The sequence below is a fragment of the Flavobacterium seoulense genome, assembly GCF_000695795.1.
In the GTDB taxonomy this organism is placed as follows: Bacteria; Bacteroidota; Bacteroidia; order Flavobacteriales; family Flavobacteriaceae; genus Flavobacterium; species Flavobacterium seoulense.
The window spans coordinates 1-15411 of record NZ_JNCA01000029.1 but is presented as its reverse complement, the minus strand read 5'-3'; the positions used below and the strand labels follow the sequence as shown (position 1 = coordinate 15411).

12 protein-coding genes are annotated in these 15411 nt (G+C 34.6%); all 12 read left to right on the top strand.

Going from position 1 to position 15411, the window contains the following annotated elements:
• Positions 1-10 precede the first annotated feature (10 nt).
• Positions 11-1300, top strand: coding sequence for a bile acid:sodium symporter family protein (locus tag FEM21_RS13960; protein WP_035661580.1), 1290 nt, complete (start codon positions 11-13; stop codon positions 1298-1300).
• A 214-nt stretch (positions 1301-1514) separates the two neighbouring features.
• Positions 1515-2912, top strand: coding sequence for a Gfo/Idh/MocA family oxidoreductase (locus FEM21_RS13955; RefSeq protein WP_035661578.1), 1398 nt, complete (start codon positions 1515-1517; stop codon positions 2910-2912).
• An 11-nt stretch (positions 2913-2923) separates the two neighbouring features.
• A complete protein-coding gene (locus FEM21_RS13950; protein WP_035661576.1) occupies positions 2924-4474 on the top strand; it encodes a glycoside hydrolase family 43 protein in 1551 nt (516 codons plus the stop codon).
• A 39-nt stretch (positions 4475-4513) separates the two neighbouring features.
• Positions 4514-5869 (top strand): glycoside hydrolase family 28 protein, encoded by a 1356-nt coding sequence (locus FEM21_RS13945; protein ID WP_035661574.1) that lies wholly within the window; start codon positions 4514-4516, stop codon positions 5867-5869.
• Positions 5870-5960: 91 nt separating this feature from the next.
• On the top strand, positions 5961-6296 hold the full coding sequence (locus FEM21_RS16330) for a cupin domain-containing protein (protein ID WP_051627612.1): 336 nt from the start codon (positions 5961-5963) through the stop codon (positions 6294-6296).
• 42 nt (positions 6297-6338) lie between these two features.
• A complete protein-coding gene (locus FEM21_RS13935; RefSeq protein ID WP_081824709.1) occupies positions 6339-7010 on the top strand; it encodes a 3-keto-disaccharide hydrolase in 672 nt (223 codons plus the stop codon).
• A gap of 24 nt (positions 7011-7034) precedes the next feature.
• The gene (locus FEM21_RS13930) at positions 7035-7814 is read left to right on the top strand and encodes a class I SAM-dependent methyltransferase (RefSeq protein ID WP_035661572.1); all 780 of its coding nucleotides are present in this window, start codon (positions 7035-7037) and stop codon (positions 7812-7814) included.
• A gap of 114 nt (positions 7815-7928) precedes the next feature.
• On the top strand, positions 7929-8615 hold the full coding sequence (locus FEM21_RS13925; protein WP_035661569.1) for an ABC transporter ATP-binding protein: 687 nt from the start codon (positions 7929-7931) through the stop codon (positions 8613-8615).
• 151 nt (positions 8616-8766) lie between these two features.
• Positions 8767-9336 (top strand): cob(I)yrinic acid a,c-diamide adenosyltransferase, encoded by a 570-nt coding sequence (locus FEM21_RS13920; protein WP_035661566.1) that lies wholly within the window; start codon positions 8767-8769, stop codon positions 9334-9336.
• 207 nt (positions 9337-9543) lie between these two features.
• Positions 9544-9765, top strand: coding sequence for a DUF2795 domain-containing protein (locus FEM21_RS13915; RefSeq protein WP_007138072.1), 222 nt, complete (start codon positions 9544-9546; stop codon positions 9763-9765).
• Between the two features lie 85 nt (positions 9766-9850).
• On the top strand, positions 9851-13198 hold the full coding sequence (secA, locus tag FEM21_RS13910; RefSeq protein WP_035661563.1) for a preprotein translocase subunit SecA: 3348 nt from the start codon (positions 9851-9853) through the stop codon (positions 13196-13198).
• A gap of 337 nt (positions 13199-13535) precedes the next feature.
• Positions 13536-14303 (top strand): toll/interleukin-1 receptor domain-containing protein, encoded by a 768-nt coding sequence (locus FEM21_RS16325; protein WP_051627611.1) that lies wholly within the window; start codon positions 13536-13538, stop codon positions 14301-14303.
• Positions 14304-15411: the final 1108 nt, after the last annotated feature.

Genomic DNA, 15411 nt, shown 5'->3' with positions numbered 1-15411 from the left:
TCTTTTTATTATGCGTAAATTTTTTCTGTGGGCTAGTCCTGCCTTATTTATTTTGGCAGGCATTAGCTGGTTTTTAGATATGGATACTATTTGGAAAATAAGCTTTATTGCTGCTTTTTCAAGTATGGCTATTGGTATAGGTCATAGCAAACTTTTAAGTGGTTACCAATATACTTTTTGGATTATTACTGCCGTATGTGCCGGATTGATTTATCCGCAAACTTTTTTACATATTGGTTCAATCGATTTACGAAATAAATGGCTCATTCTAATCATTATCCAGATGGTAATGTTCGGGATGGGAACACAAATGAGTATTGAGGATTTTACAGGTATTCGAAAATCAGGAAAAGGCGTAATAATTGGGCTTTTAGGTCATTTTACAATTATGCCAATCAGCGGTTTTATTCTTGCCAAAGCTTTTAATTTCGAACCCGAAATTGCTGCCGGAATCATTCTTATAGGCTCATGCAGTAGCGGTTTAGCCTCGAATGTAATGACTTATATTGCCAAAGGAAATTTGGTATTGTCTGTTACAGTAACAGCTATTTCTACCTTAGTCGCTCCTATTATGACTCCGTTTTTAATGAAAATATTTGCCGGAACGATGGTCGAAGTACAATTTTTTAATATGATGATGGAAATTATCAAAATTGTTTTAGTGCCATTAGCAGCCGCGATGATTCATGATATTCTTAAAAACTACGGAGAAACAGCACGAAAAAGAATTGATATCTTGACTGTAATTTCAGCTATTTGGTTGCTTGTTTTATTCTTTATCAATGATTCATTAAATTATGCATCGGATAGTCCGATAGCTCATATAATTGAAATTAGCTGCTTTATTGCCGGAGCTTTTTTAGTAGGGAAATTTTATCATTTAGCCTACAAAGCATATCCTAAAATTGATAGTTTAATGCCTTATTTTTCGATGTTCGGAATTATTTATTTCACTCTTGTTACCACCGCTGCGGGTAGAGATAATTTATTGCAAATAGGTTTTTTACTTTTTATAGTCGCTGTTCTGCATAATGGTGCTGGTTATTTCTTTGGTTACTATTTAAGCCGTATTTGTGGATTAGACAAAAACAGCAGTCGTACGATTGCTTTTGAAGTGGGTTTACAAAACGGAGGTATGGCATCAGGATTAGCTGGTTCTATGGGAAAACTAGCTACTATTGGTTTGGCATCAGCCGTTTTTAGTCCCTGGATGAATGTTTCAGGTTCTTTGTTAGCTAATTTTTGGAGAAAAAAAGCTGAGGCTGAAGAAAAAGAAGAAACCGTTTTAGTCAGTTCATAAATCAATTTTCCTTCTTATTTCACATAAAAATCATCTGGTATTATTTCTAAAATATCAGATGATTTTTTTATTTCTTTTTAAAATTAAACCCCATTTCAGCCAACAAAACAAAATCAAAACTAACAAGCAATCAATAAATTAATTACATTTAAAAGACCAAAAAAAACCAAAAATTATTTATTGAATTTATTAACCTATTAAACCTAAAAATTTTATGGACATTACTAGAAGAAAATTTCTAACGTCTATAAGCATGCTTGCAGCTTATACGGCATTTCCGCTCAGTTCTTTTGATTTTGATACTACTAAAAAACTTCGTGTTGTTCTCGTAGGAACAGGAATTAGAGGCATTAGTTTTTGGGGCAAAAGATTAATTCAGGAATACTCCGATATTCTTGAATTTGTAGGCCTTAGCGACATTAATCCGGGACGATTAGAATATGCTAAAAAATTCATGGAAGTCAATTGTCCTACATTCGTCAATTTTGATGAAATGCTCAAAAAAACAAAACCTGATTTGATTATTGTAACTACTAAAGATTCTACTCACCATCAGTTTATCGTAAAAGGTTTAGAATCAGGTTATGATGTCCTTACCGAAAAACCAATGACTACCGACGAAAATAAATGTCAGGAAATTTTAAATGCCGAAAGAAAATCAGGTAAAAAATTAATTGTTGGTTTTAATTATAGATGGAGTCCTTACATCACTAAAATAAAAGAATTATTAGCCAATAATACTATTGGCAAAATTACTTCGGTCGATTTTCACTGGTATTTAAACACCTATCACGGCGCTTCTTATTTTAGAAGATGGCATGGTGAAAAAGAAAGCGGAGGCACACTTTGGGTACACAAAGCCACGCATCATTTTGATTTACTTAATTGGTGGCTTAATTCTGACCCAACAGATGTTTTTGCATTAGGCGATTTAGAACATTATGGAAAAGCGAATCCATTTAGAGGCAAAAATTGCAGAAGCTGTGATCATAAAACGACTTGCGACTATTATTATGATATAACAAAAGACAAACAATCGATGAACTTATATGTTGCCAATGAAAAATACGATGGCTACATTAGAGACAACTGTCTTTTTAGGGAAGAAATTGACATCTATGATAAAATGTCTGCACAAATAAAATATGCTAATAATGCTATTGTAAACTATTCACTTACTACCTACTCCCCTTTTGAAGGCTGGAGATTAGCTTTTAATGGCACCGAAGGACGCATTGAAGCCTCATTAGATATTCCGTACGATAAAAGAACTAAGGTGGATCAAGCTGAAATGCATGCCAAAGAAATGGAACAATCTGCTTTAGAAGAAGCCAATCACGAAACAATTATAGTCCATAAACTTTGGAAAGATTTTGAAAAAGTAACGGTTCCAACTGAAAAAGGAGGACACGGAGGAGGTGATCAACGACTTCATGATAAAATATTTAAAACTGCTAATACCGCCGACCCTTATGAAAGATCAGCAGGAAGTAGAGACGGCGCCATGTCTGTCTTAATCGGTATTGCTGCCCGAAACAGTATTGAATCAGGAAATCCAATTAAAATTACTGATTTAACCGATTTAACACCAATGCCTAAGAGAGAAAAATAACGTTCTAATCAATGAAACACCATCTACTTGCTTTATATTTTACTGTATTTATTTCAACACTAACCTATGGTCAAAAAAGAGGTTCCTGGGGAGATCAGGGAAATGGAACTTATATTAATCCAATTATAAATGCTGATTATTCCGACCCGGATGTGATTCGGGTTGGAAATAAATATTATATGATTTGTTCTGAATTTCATTACATGGGAATGACTATTCAGGAATCAGAAGATATGGTCAACTGGAAAATTATTGGTCGAATATACAATCGCCTGGATTTTCCAGCTTACGATAGTTTCAAAAGATATGCCGGAGGCAGCTGGGCTCCGGCAATCCGTTTTCACGACAATAAATTCTGGGTTTATTTTTGCACAATTAATGAAGGATTATTCATGACCAATGCCAGCAATCCCGCAGGCCCGTGGTCTCCACTTCTACTGGTAAAAAACATTGAAAAATGGGAAGACCCCTGCCCGTTCTGGGATGATGATGGTCAGGCGTATTTGGGACATAGTGTACATGGTGCTGGTCCTATCATCATTAACAAAATGAGTGCTGATGGAACAAAATTGCTGGATGAAGGCAAAACAGTTTATACAGGTCCTGTAGCCGAAGGAACAAAAATCTACAAACGCAATAATTATTATTACATCAGTATTCCTGAAGGTGGCGTTTCAGAAGGATGGCAAACCATTTTACGTTCCAAAAACATTTATGGCCCTTATGAAAAGAGAGTCGTTTTAGAAAAAGGAAGCACGAATGTTAATGGTCCACACCAAGGAGCAATTGTAGATACTCCAGATGGTGAATGGTGGTTTTATCATTTTCAATCAGCAGGCGCTTTAGGCCGTATATTACATTTACAACCTATGTTTTGGCATGACGACTGGCCAGTTATTGGAACTGACATTGATCGAAATGGTATTGGGGAACCGGTATCGGTATGGCAAAAACCGAATATTGGCAATACATTTCCAATAATTGCTCCACAATCGGATGATGAATTTAACTCTAAAGACTTAGGTCTTCAATGGCAATGGAATCATAATCCAATAAATTCACATTGGTCGTTAACAGATAAAAAAGGATACTTGGTATTAAAAGCTAAAAAAGCATCAAATATCATGGAAGCTCACAATACTTTTACTCAAAAAGTAATGGGAAATACTGGAGAAGTTACGGTTCAAATGGATGTTAGTAATATGATTTCAGGACAAAAAGCGGGTTTAAGCAGTATGTCTAAAATTTACAATTCCATTGGAGTTAAAAACCATCAAGGAAAATTATATGTATTTTTTGAAGGAAAAGACAAAGAATACGAAGAAGTTCTGATTACCAATAAAACGATTTTCTTTAAACTGAAACTGGACTTTACACAGCAAAAAAATCATTTCTTTTATAGTTTGGATAATAAAAACTTCAAAGCTATTGGATCTGATTTCAATGCCGAATTTGGTTACTGGAAAGGCAGCCGAATCGCATTGTTTAGTTATAACGAATTAAACGATGGTGGCTTGGCAGCATTTAATTTTTTCCATTACAATTATGACGGACCTAAATAATTTAATTCCTTTTACTAATTAGCTACATTTCTATAAACCATGAATAAAAATAACTTCCTACTTTTCTTTTTACTTTCATTTTTAATAATCAATGCACAAAGCGACAAATCAGTTTATAATGTTTATGATTTTGGTGCCAAAGGCGACGGAATTACAAATGACCAAAAAGCCATTCAAAAAGCCATCGATGCTTGTAAAAAAACAGGTGGTACAGTACTTTTAGAAAAAGGGATTTTCTTAACCGGACAATTGCTATTGGTAAACGATTTGACATTAAAAATCGATGCTTCAGCAACTATTTTAGGAATAAAATCAGATGATGAAAAAGATTACCCACATCATCTGATTGACACAAAATATCCTAATAGGATGCTTGAAGATTGCCAAAGAAGATTAATTTACGGTAACAAAGTAAAAAATGTCACCATAACCGGAGGCGGAACTATTAACGGACAAGGTGACTACGAGCCGTGGATGCATGTTAAAGAAATTGGCACCGAAAAAGACCGTCCTTCAATCCTTGCCTTTGTAGGTTCTAAAAACATTACGGTAGCTAACATCACTATGATAAAACCTGCTTGCTGGACTCAGGTTTATATAGAATCAGAAAATATTACTATCCAAAAAATAAAAGTAAATACAGGACAGCTTACACCCAACCGTGATGGAATTGATATTGTAGATTGTCACAAAGTACTTATCGAAGACAGTTTTATCGAATCTGAAGATGATGGAATTTGTTTTAAAAGCGGTAGTGAATTTGGCTGTAAAGACATTATTGTGAGACGATGTGTCTTAGACAAGCTGAATGTAAAAGCCGGAAACTGTTTCAAACTCGGAACCGATGGTTTAGGAAGTTTTATGAACTTTGATGTTTCTGAACTTACACTGAAAAATGCCTACCAAAATTCAGCCTTCTGTATAGAATCTATGGATGGAGCGGTAATTGATAATTTGAATTTTCGTGATAGCCAAATTTCAAATTGCGGACAAGCCATTTTCATTCTTTTAGCCGACAGAAAAAGAACCGTTCCTGATAGAAAAACCCGCATTGGAACCATTTCAAATATTCATTTTAAAAATATATCAGGAACTGATTTCACCCAACAATATCCTTCGATAATTACAGGAATAAAAGGTCATAATATCCAGAATGTTACTTTCGAAAATCTAAATTTCGAATTGAAAGGAGGAATTCAAACCACCAATCAAACGGTTATGGAATACGATGGTAAATATCCCGAAGGCAGTTATTTTGGAAATACAAATGCTTTTGGATTTTTTGTGCGACATACCGACACGGTAACTTTCACAAATTGTAAAATCACAGCAAAATCAGCAGATAAACGTCCTTGGCTAATTCAGGAAAACACTCAAAATATTTATATCAAATAGTTTAAAAAATTAAACATTTTACACATAAAGGCCAGATGAATTGTGTAATAAAATTTTATTTAAGTACTTTGAATCCAATTTTAGATCAATCATGGAAGTAATTAAAAATACCGAAGGTTTTGAAGCTGTAAATTCAAATCCTTCCCTAATGCGAAAAGTAGTCCATTTAGATCACTTAATGGTAACCATCATTGAATTTCTTAACGGACCTATGGAAGTTCCAGATCCACCGCACAAACATGTTCATGAGCAAATTACTTATGTGGCTACTGGTTCTTTAAAGTTTTTTATCGAAGATCGTGAATATCTCTTACATGAAGGAGATGTTTTTAAAGTAGCATCAAACCTAAATCACAGCATCCAGACCTTAACGGAATATGTAAAATTGGTAGACAGTTTTACTCCGCTTCGTGAGGATTTTATCTAGTTTATTTTTTTCTAATCTTACCAATTCAAAATGCTATTTTTTATGAATTCTATATTTCGTTCATTATTAATTATTCTGGTTTTATTTTCGCAAAATACTAATGCGCAAAAACGTATTAAACTTTTCAATCAAAAAGATTTAAAAGACTGGTATGCATTTGGCGATGAAAAAGGCAAACAGGATAACGCTGCTAATCTTTTTTCGGTGGAGAATAATATGATTCGAATGTACGGACCAAAAGCAGGTTACTTAATGTCGGAGCAGTCTTTTCGTAATTTCGAATTAACAGTAGAATACAAATGGAATACCGATACTAATTTTGTTCGAAAAAACAACAGCAAAAACAGCGGTGTAATGTATCATGTTCCTGCTGAAACTCCCGATGTTTTATGGCCAAAAGGAATTCAGTTTCAAATAAAAGAAGGAGCAACCGGAGATTTTGTTTTTCTTCAGGAAGTGACTTTAAACATTAACGGAACTACAATTACTCCAGGAAAAAGTGTTGTTTCTAAACGTTTTGCAGATGCCGAAAATCCTATTGGAGAATGGAACGAATTAGTTGTTATTTCTAAAAATGGAAAAATCACTCAAAAACTGAATGGTAAATTAGTAAACGAAGGCACTGAATCTTCGGTTACTGAAGGTCGAATTTTACTGCAATACGAAGGTTTTCCAATCGATTTTAGAAAAGTAACTATTAAAAAACATAAATAATTCAGGCATCAATTCCACTTAATTATGTTTTTCCAAATTAAAGCGTATTTAAAATTTCTTTGGCATTCTAAAAACGAACATGCGGTGCACTCGCCTTTTGTTTTCAGTTTACTTACCAAATGTTTTTATGACAAAAAAACAAAAGCCGATTATGCTATTTTAGACCAATATCGAAAAACACTTCTGGAAAAAAAAAACACGGTTGAAGTAACTGATTTTGGCGCTGGTTCTAAAGTTTTTAAATCTAATATTCGTCCCATTAATCAAATTGCAAAAACGGCAGGAATTTCCAGAAAACGTGCCCAATTATTATATCGTATCACTAATTATTTTCAGCCGGTAACTATTCTGGAAATAGGCACATCATTAGGATTAGCCACTGCTGCCCTAGCCTTAGGAAATGAAAATGCTTCAATTATAACTTTAGAAGGTTGTCCTAATACTGCAAATCAATGTCAATTGCAATTACAAAAATTTAATATCAATAATGTAAAAAATATTGTTTCTGAATTTTCGGAATATTTTAAAACTCATAACTCACAACTCATAACTCAAGACTTAATCTACTTTGACGGCAACCATTCTAAAAAAGCTACTTTAGATTATTTCGAAATTTTATTACCCACAATAAATAATGATTCGGTATGGATTTTTGATGATATTCATTGGTCTGCTGATATGGAAGAAGCCTGGGAAACCATCAAAAAACACCCAAAAGTTAGTGTAACCATTGATACTTTTCAATGGGGATTCGTTTTCTTTAGAAGAGAACAGCCCAAAGAACATTTTATCATTCGCAATTAAATGCGTTTTTTCCTTAATAAATTCATAAGATTTTTACAATAATCAGCACTTATTAATAAATGATTTTTTAGCTTTGGTTTTTCGAAAATAATTTCTAAAATCGAGACCAAAACCATGAGTGATCTATTAATTAAAATAAATGATATTAAACGAAATTTTGTACTGGGAAACGAAATTGTTTATGTCTTAAAAGGAATTAATTTAGAAATCAAAAAAGGCGAATATGTTGCTCTTATGGGACCTTCAGGTTCTGGAAAATCGACTTTAATGAATCTTTTAGGCTGTTTAGACACGCCTACTTCGGGAACTTATATTTTAAATGGCAAAGATGTCAGTAAAATGAAAGATGACGAACTAGCCGAAATTAGAAACAAAGAAATTGGTTTTGTGTTCCAGACTTTCAATTTGTTGCCGAGAACTACAGCCCTTGACAATGTGGCATTACCTATGATTTATGCCGGACATCCAAAAACCGAAAGAAATAAAAGAGCTACCGAAGTTTTAAAACAAGTGAATCTTGCCGAAAGAATGGATCACCAACCCAATCAGCTTTCGGGTGGGCAACGCCAGCGCGTAGCCATAGCCCGTGCTCTGGTCAACAAACCTTCTATTATTCTTGCTGACGAACCTACCGGAAACTTAGACAGTAAAACTTCGGTAGAAATCATGAAGCTTTTTGGGGATATTCATGCACAGGGAAATACCGTAATTCTGGTAACTCACGAAGAAGATATTGCTGCTTATGCGCATCGCGTTATTCGTTTACGAGATGGATTGATTGAAAGTGATACTTCTAAGTAAGCAGTGTTCAGATTGCAGATTTTAGAAGACAGAAGACAGAAGACAGAAACACTGATTGGAGAAATCAAAATAATTTCTCAAATTTCTTGAATCTATGATCCAAAAAAACTTAGAAGCCCATTAACTTAGAAGCTTAGCAACTTAAAAAAAAATGAAAATATACACTAAAACTGGCGATAAAGGAACCACAGCGCTTTTTGGCGGAACCAGAGTTCCTAAAGATCATATTCGGATAGAAAGCTACGGAACGGTTGACGAATTGAATTCTTACATCGGATTGATTCGTGATCAGGACATCAATACACATTACAAAGAAAATTTAATCGAAATTCAGGATCGTTTGTTTACTGTGGGTGCCATTTTAGCAACTCCTGCTGAAAAAGAAATATTAAAAAACGGTACTCCACGATTACAAAATTTAGGAATTACAGCAAATGATATCGAATTATTAGAAAACGAAATTGACACTATGGAAACAGCACTTCCGCCAATGACTCATTTTGTCTTGCCAGGAGGTCATCCTACCGTGTCACATTGTCATATTGCACGCTGTATTTGTCGCCGTGCTGAACGGCTAACCGTACATTTAAGCCATAACGAAGCTATTGCTGAAATAGTTATTAGTTATTTAAACCGACTTTCTGACTATCTCTTTGTGTTGGCACGAAAGTTGTCGCATGACTTAAACGCCGAGGAAGTAAAATGGATTCCGAGAAAGTAAAACTTTCTTAAAATTCCAATTTTTTAAAATCCCAAATACCAATCTTTCTAAAACATTTTTTGGAATTTGGAATTTAAATATTGGGATTTATTATTCCTTTTTGGAGTTTAAAAAACACGTTCTTAACTTTAACAAAAAATAAACTTAATTTTACTTGTATCTTTCAGTAAAAAATTTATTTTTGCACAAAACTAAATAGACATAAAGATGTATTGGACATTAGAATTAGCATCCTACTTAAGTGATGCCCCGTGGCCTGCTAACAAAGATGAACTTATCGACTACGCTATTAGAGCTGGAGCACCACTTGAAGTAGTGGAGAACTTACAGTCTATAGAAGATGAAGGCGAAATATACGAATCGATGGAAGAAATTTGGCCAGACTATCCGACTGATGAAGATTATCTTTGGAACGAGGACGAATATTAGAAAATATCTCAAGAAAAAAGTCTCAGCAGAGGCTTTTTTTTTGGTTCAAAATACAGACAACATTAATTAGAAATACAAATATAATATGAGCTTCATAAATAGCATTATTAAAATTTTTGTAGGTGACAAATCAGAGAAAGACGTTAAGTCATTACAACCCTACTTAAATAAAATCAAGACTTTTGAAAGTAATTTAACAGCATTGTCGAATGACGAATTAAGAGCGCGCACTATTTTCTTTAAAGAAACAATAAAAGAATCACGTGCTGCAATCGATGCTAAAATTGCTGGTCTTCAGGCCGAAGTTGAAAAAATCGAAGACATTGACAAAAGAGAAGATATCTATACTGAGATTGACAGTTTAGAAAAAGAAGCTTACAACCAATCAGAAAAAGCCTTAATGGAAATTCTTCCGGAAGCTTTTGCTGTGGTAAAAGAAACGTCAAGACGTTTTAAAGAAAACTCAGAAGTTAGCGTTACTGCAACAGCTAAAGACCGTGAATTTTCGGCTACTAAAACTTATGTTAGCATTGAAGGTGATAAAGCCGTTTGGTTAAACAAATGGAATGCTGCCGGAAAAGAAATTACCTGGGACATGATTCATTATGATGTTCAGTTAATAGGTGGTATGGTGTTGCACCAGGGTAAAGTTGCTGAGATGCAAACAGGAGAAGGAAAAACATTAGTAGCAACCTTGCCACTTTACTTAAATGCCTTAACTGGAAACGGAGTACATTTAGTAACCGTGAATGACTACTTAGCAAAACGTGATAGCACATGGAAAGCACCTTTATTCGAATTCCACGGTTTAACTGTAGATTGTATTGACAACCACCAACCGAATTCAGAAGGAAGAAAAAAAGCCTATGATGCAGACATTACTTATGGTACAAATAATGAATTTGGTTTTGACTACCTAAGAGACAACATGGCACATTCGCCATCTGATTTAGTTCAAAGAAAACACAACTACGCTATTGTCGATGAGGTGGATTCTGTATTAATTGATGATGCAAGAACGCCATTGATTATTTCTGGTCCGGTTCCACAAGGAGATCGTCATGAGTTTAACGAATTAAAACCAAAAATCGAATCTTTGGTTGCTTTACAACGTCAGTTAGCAACTAGTTTCCTTACTGAGGCTAAAAAATTAATCAAAGAAGGAAACACTAAAGATGGTGGTTTCATGCTTTTAAGAGCTTACAGAAGTTTACCTAAAAACAAAGCTTTGATTAAGTTTTTAAGTGAAGAAGGAATCAAACAATTGCTTCAAAAAACGGAAAACCAATACATGCAGGACAACAACCGCGAAATGCCAAAGGTTGACGAAGCACTGTATTTTGTTATCGAAGAAAAAAACAATCAGGTAGAATTGACTGATAACGGAATCAAATTCCTTTCAGGAGACACTGATGCTGACTTTTTCGTTCTACCAGACATTGGAACCGAAATTGCCAATATCGAAAAACAAAAATTAGACAAAGACGCTGAAGCCGAAGAAAAAGAAAAATTATTCCAGGATTTCGGAGTTAAAAGCGAGCGTATCCACACTTTGACACAACTTTTAAAAGCCTACGCTTTATTCGAAAAAGATGTAGAATATGTGATCATGGACAACAAAATTATGATTGTCGATGAGCAAACAGGTCGTATCATGGATGGTCGTCGTTATTCTGATGGTTTACACCAGGCTATTGAGGCTAAAGAAAACGTAAAAATCGAAGCTGCGACTCAAACCTTTGCAACGGTAACTTTGCAAAACTACTTTAGAATGTACAACAAACTAGGTGGAATGACGGGTACTGCAGTGACTGAAGCTGGAGAACTTTGGGAAATCTACAAATTAGATGTTGTCGAAATTCCAACAAACAGAGGAATTGCCCGAATTGACAAAGAAGATTTTATCTATAAAACAACTCGTGAAAAATTCAACGCAGTTATCGAAGACGTAACGCAATTATCTCAAGCAGGTCGTCCGGTACTTATTGGAACAACTTCTGTTGAGATTTCTGAATTATTAAGCCGAATGCTTAAAATGCGTGGTGTAACTCACAACGTTTTGAATGCTAAAATGCACAAGCAAGAAGCGCAAATTGTTGAAGAAGCTGGTAAAGCCGGTGTTGTTACTATTGCAACCAACATGGCTGGTCGTGGTACCGATATTAAATTATCTCCAGAAGTAAAAGCTGCCGGAGGTTTAGCAATCGTTGGTACTGAGCGTCATGATTCCCGTCGTGTCGATCGTCAGTTACGTGGTCGTGCCGGTCGTCAGGGAGATCCGGGAAGTTCACAGTTTTATGTTTCTCTGGAAGATAACCTAATGCGTTTATTTGGTTCTGAAAGAGTAGCTAAAGTTATGGACCGAATGGGTCTTGAAGAAGGCGAAGTTATCCAGCATTCGATGATGACAAAATCTATCGAACGTGCTCAGAAAAAAGTAGAAGAAAACAACTTTGGTGTTCGTAAACGTTTGTTAGAATATGATGACGTTATGAATGCGCAGCGTGAAGTAGTTTACAAGCGTCGTCGTCATGCTTTGTTTGGTGAGCGTTTAAAACTGGATATCGCTAATATGTTGTACGATACTTGCGAATTATTCGTTCAAAATACTAAAGCAACTAACGATTATAAAACATTTGAGTTTGATTTAATTCGTTATTTCTCTATCACTTCTCCTGTTACTGAAGCAGAATTCTTAAAATTCAACGAAATTGAATTAACCGGAAAAGTGTACAAAGAAGCTTTAAAATACTATAATGAAAAATGTGAGCGTAGCGCCAGAGAAGCTTTCCCTATCGTGAAAAACATTTTTGAAGATCCAAACAATCAGTTTGAGCGCATTGTAGTTCCGTTTACTGATGGTGTAAAAACCCTAAGCGTAGTAACTGATTTAAAGAAAGCTTACGAAACTGAAGGAAGACAATTAGTAGCTGATTTCGAAAAGAACATCACTTTATCAATTGTTGACGAAGCATGGAAAAAACACTTACGCAAAATGGACGAGTTGAAACAATCGGTTCAATTAGCCGTTCACGAGCAAAAAGATCCATTGCTTATCTATAAATTTGAAGCTTTCAACTTATTCAACAGCATGTTGAACGGAATCAACAAAGAAGTAATTTCATTCTTGTTCAAAGGTGATTTACCACAACAATCGGCTCCGGAAATTGAAGAAGCAAGAGAAGTAGTTCGTCCAAAAGAAAAATTACAACTGACTAAAGACGAAATTCCAAATAGCGAAAACGCCAACCGTGAAGCGGGCGAAACACAACCGCGTCAGGTAACCGAAACTATCGTGAGAGATATGCCAAAAATCAATCGCAACGATACGGTAACCTTACAACAAATAGCTACCGGAAAAACAGAATCTATGAAATACAAAAAAGCAGAAGCTTTATTAGCAACTGGAGAATGGGTTATTGTTAACGAGTAACAGCGTGCAGAATTCAGTCGGCAGTAAGCAGACCGCATAAATTAAGAAGTCCCCGATTACGAAAGTAGTTGGGGATTTTTTTTTAGGAGCAGCACTTTTTGTGTTTTTAATTAACTTCCCTCCCGCTTTCGCCTTTATCTCTTCGCTACGCTACGAGGATATCGGCTCTATCGGGGCTAGTTCAGAAATAATGTTTTTATCAAGATATTTTTTACTCTAAAAATTCTTCTGTTAATTTGTGAAAGTCTAGCAAATGCTTGCTAAATAAATTAGCTTTAAGCAAATTCAACTACAATAATAGCATTTAGTTATATTTGCCGATATAAAAATTAAACTAATGAAAATATTTATTTCACATTCATCAAAAAATGCAAATTATGGACAAGCCATAGTAGATTTATTAGTTGCAATTGGCGTAAATAGCGAGCAAATTATTTTTACGAGTAATGATGCTTTTGGAATTCCCACAGGTCAAAATATTTTTAACTGGTTAAAAGCAAAAATCACTGAAAAACCACACGTTGTATACTTACTTTCAACAGCTTACTACTCAAGCATTGCTTGCTTAAATGAAATGGGAGCTGCATGGGTCGTAGAAAATGAGCATACAATGATCTTCACTCCAGAATTCAATATATCAAGTTATGAATTTCAAAATGGTGCGCTTGATCCAAGAGAAATGGGTTTTAAAATTAATAACCACGACAGAGTGGTTGAACTCATTGAAACACTTCGCAGAACTTTTCCAATCTCAACAAATGCTGTTTTAGTCGGACAAAAAATCAGAGAATTTATTGAAAAAGTTAATTCTTTTCAAGTACCAAATGAGAGTTTACCAATTAATAAATCTAATGTCGAAGAACCAAAAGCCTTAAATGAGTGGAAAAAAAGCACAGCTCAAAAAATTTACAATAATTTTTCAATCTTGGAACAACAATTTTTTAAATCAATGATAAATAAATCGGGTGTATTTGAAGCACAACGCGTTCCACCTTCATCCATTAAAACATTTATAGAAAAAGACATAATTGTAAACACTGAGAATGGTTTGAAACTGACAGAATTAGGAAGATCTATATGGATGGAAACTATATTTATTTCCTAAACCCGACCGCTCGGATATACAAACGTTAGCCCCGATCGCTCGGATGTGCGCAAACGTTAGCGCAGAATTGCATTCTGTGCCCGCAACAATGAGCAAATAAAGTAAGCTAAATTACTTTGTCGAGTTACTTGTAAAGATTCCTCATTCTTCGGAAAGACAAGATTGTCGGAATAGTTATTTTGAAACCAGACCGCTCGGATATGCACAAACGTTAGCAGAAATTTAAACAACATATATAATTTGGAACCAATTAAATTTCAAGATGTCAATATATTTATTCTAATAGGAATTGAACTATTTCTATTCGGACTTGTCTATTGGAAATATAAAAGCGAAAAAATACGACGGAAAAAGCTAGAATATCATTATGAAGATTATGGATACGGAAGAATGCAGTCTTGGAGACCTTTCATTATTCCTATTGCAGCATTTATATTTATATCATGGCAATTAATTAATAGACTTTATAATTACATTTATTTTTAACACACACATACGTTCGGATATCCACAAGTTAACCCGATCGCTCGGACATACACAAACGTTAGCGCAAAATTGCACCCAAATCGCGCGGATTTTCAATCCGTGCCCGCAACGATAATCAACTTTGTAGAATTACTGGATGAGATTCCTCATTCTTCGGAATGACAAGATTGCGGGAAACACATCAATATTGTAAAAATCAACTTGACAAAAAAACAAGATGGATAAACGAAAACTAATTTACTTCTTATTAATTGGAATATCGATTTTAGGAATTTTGACAACAATGTATGGAATTCTAAACACAATGGTCAGTTTGAAATATGAAACTGAGAACATTAATGACTGTATTTCAAATATAAGCAACGAAAATCTTTGTCATACAATTAGAAATTTAAAAATAGTATTATCAATCTGTTTTATTTTATTAATTGTATTAATTTATTTCCGAAGGAAAATATTGAAATACAATCGCCCAGATATATACAAACGTTAGCGCAGTCCCGAAGTTTCGGGAGCATTCTGTGCCCACAACGATACACAACTTTGTAGAATTACTGAATGAGATTGCTTCGTTCCTCGCAATGACATAGTACGCGATTTAAGTCATCCTATGTTTGCACAA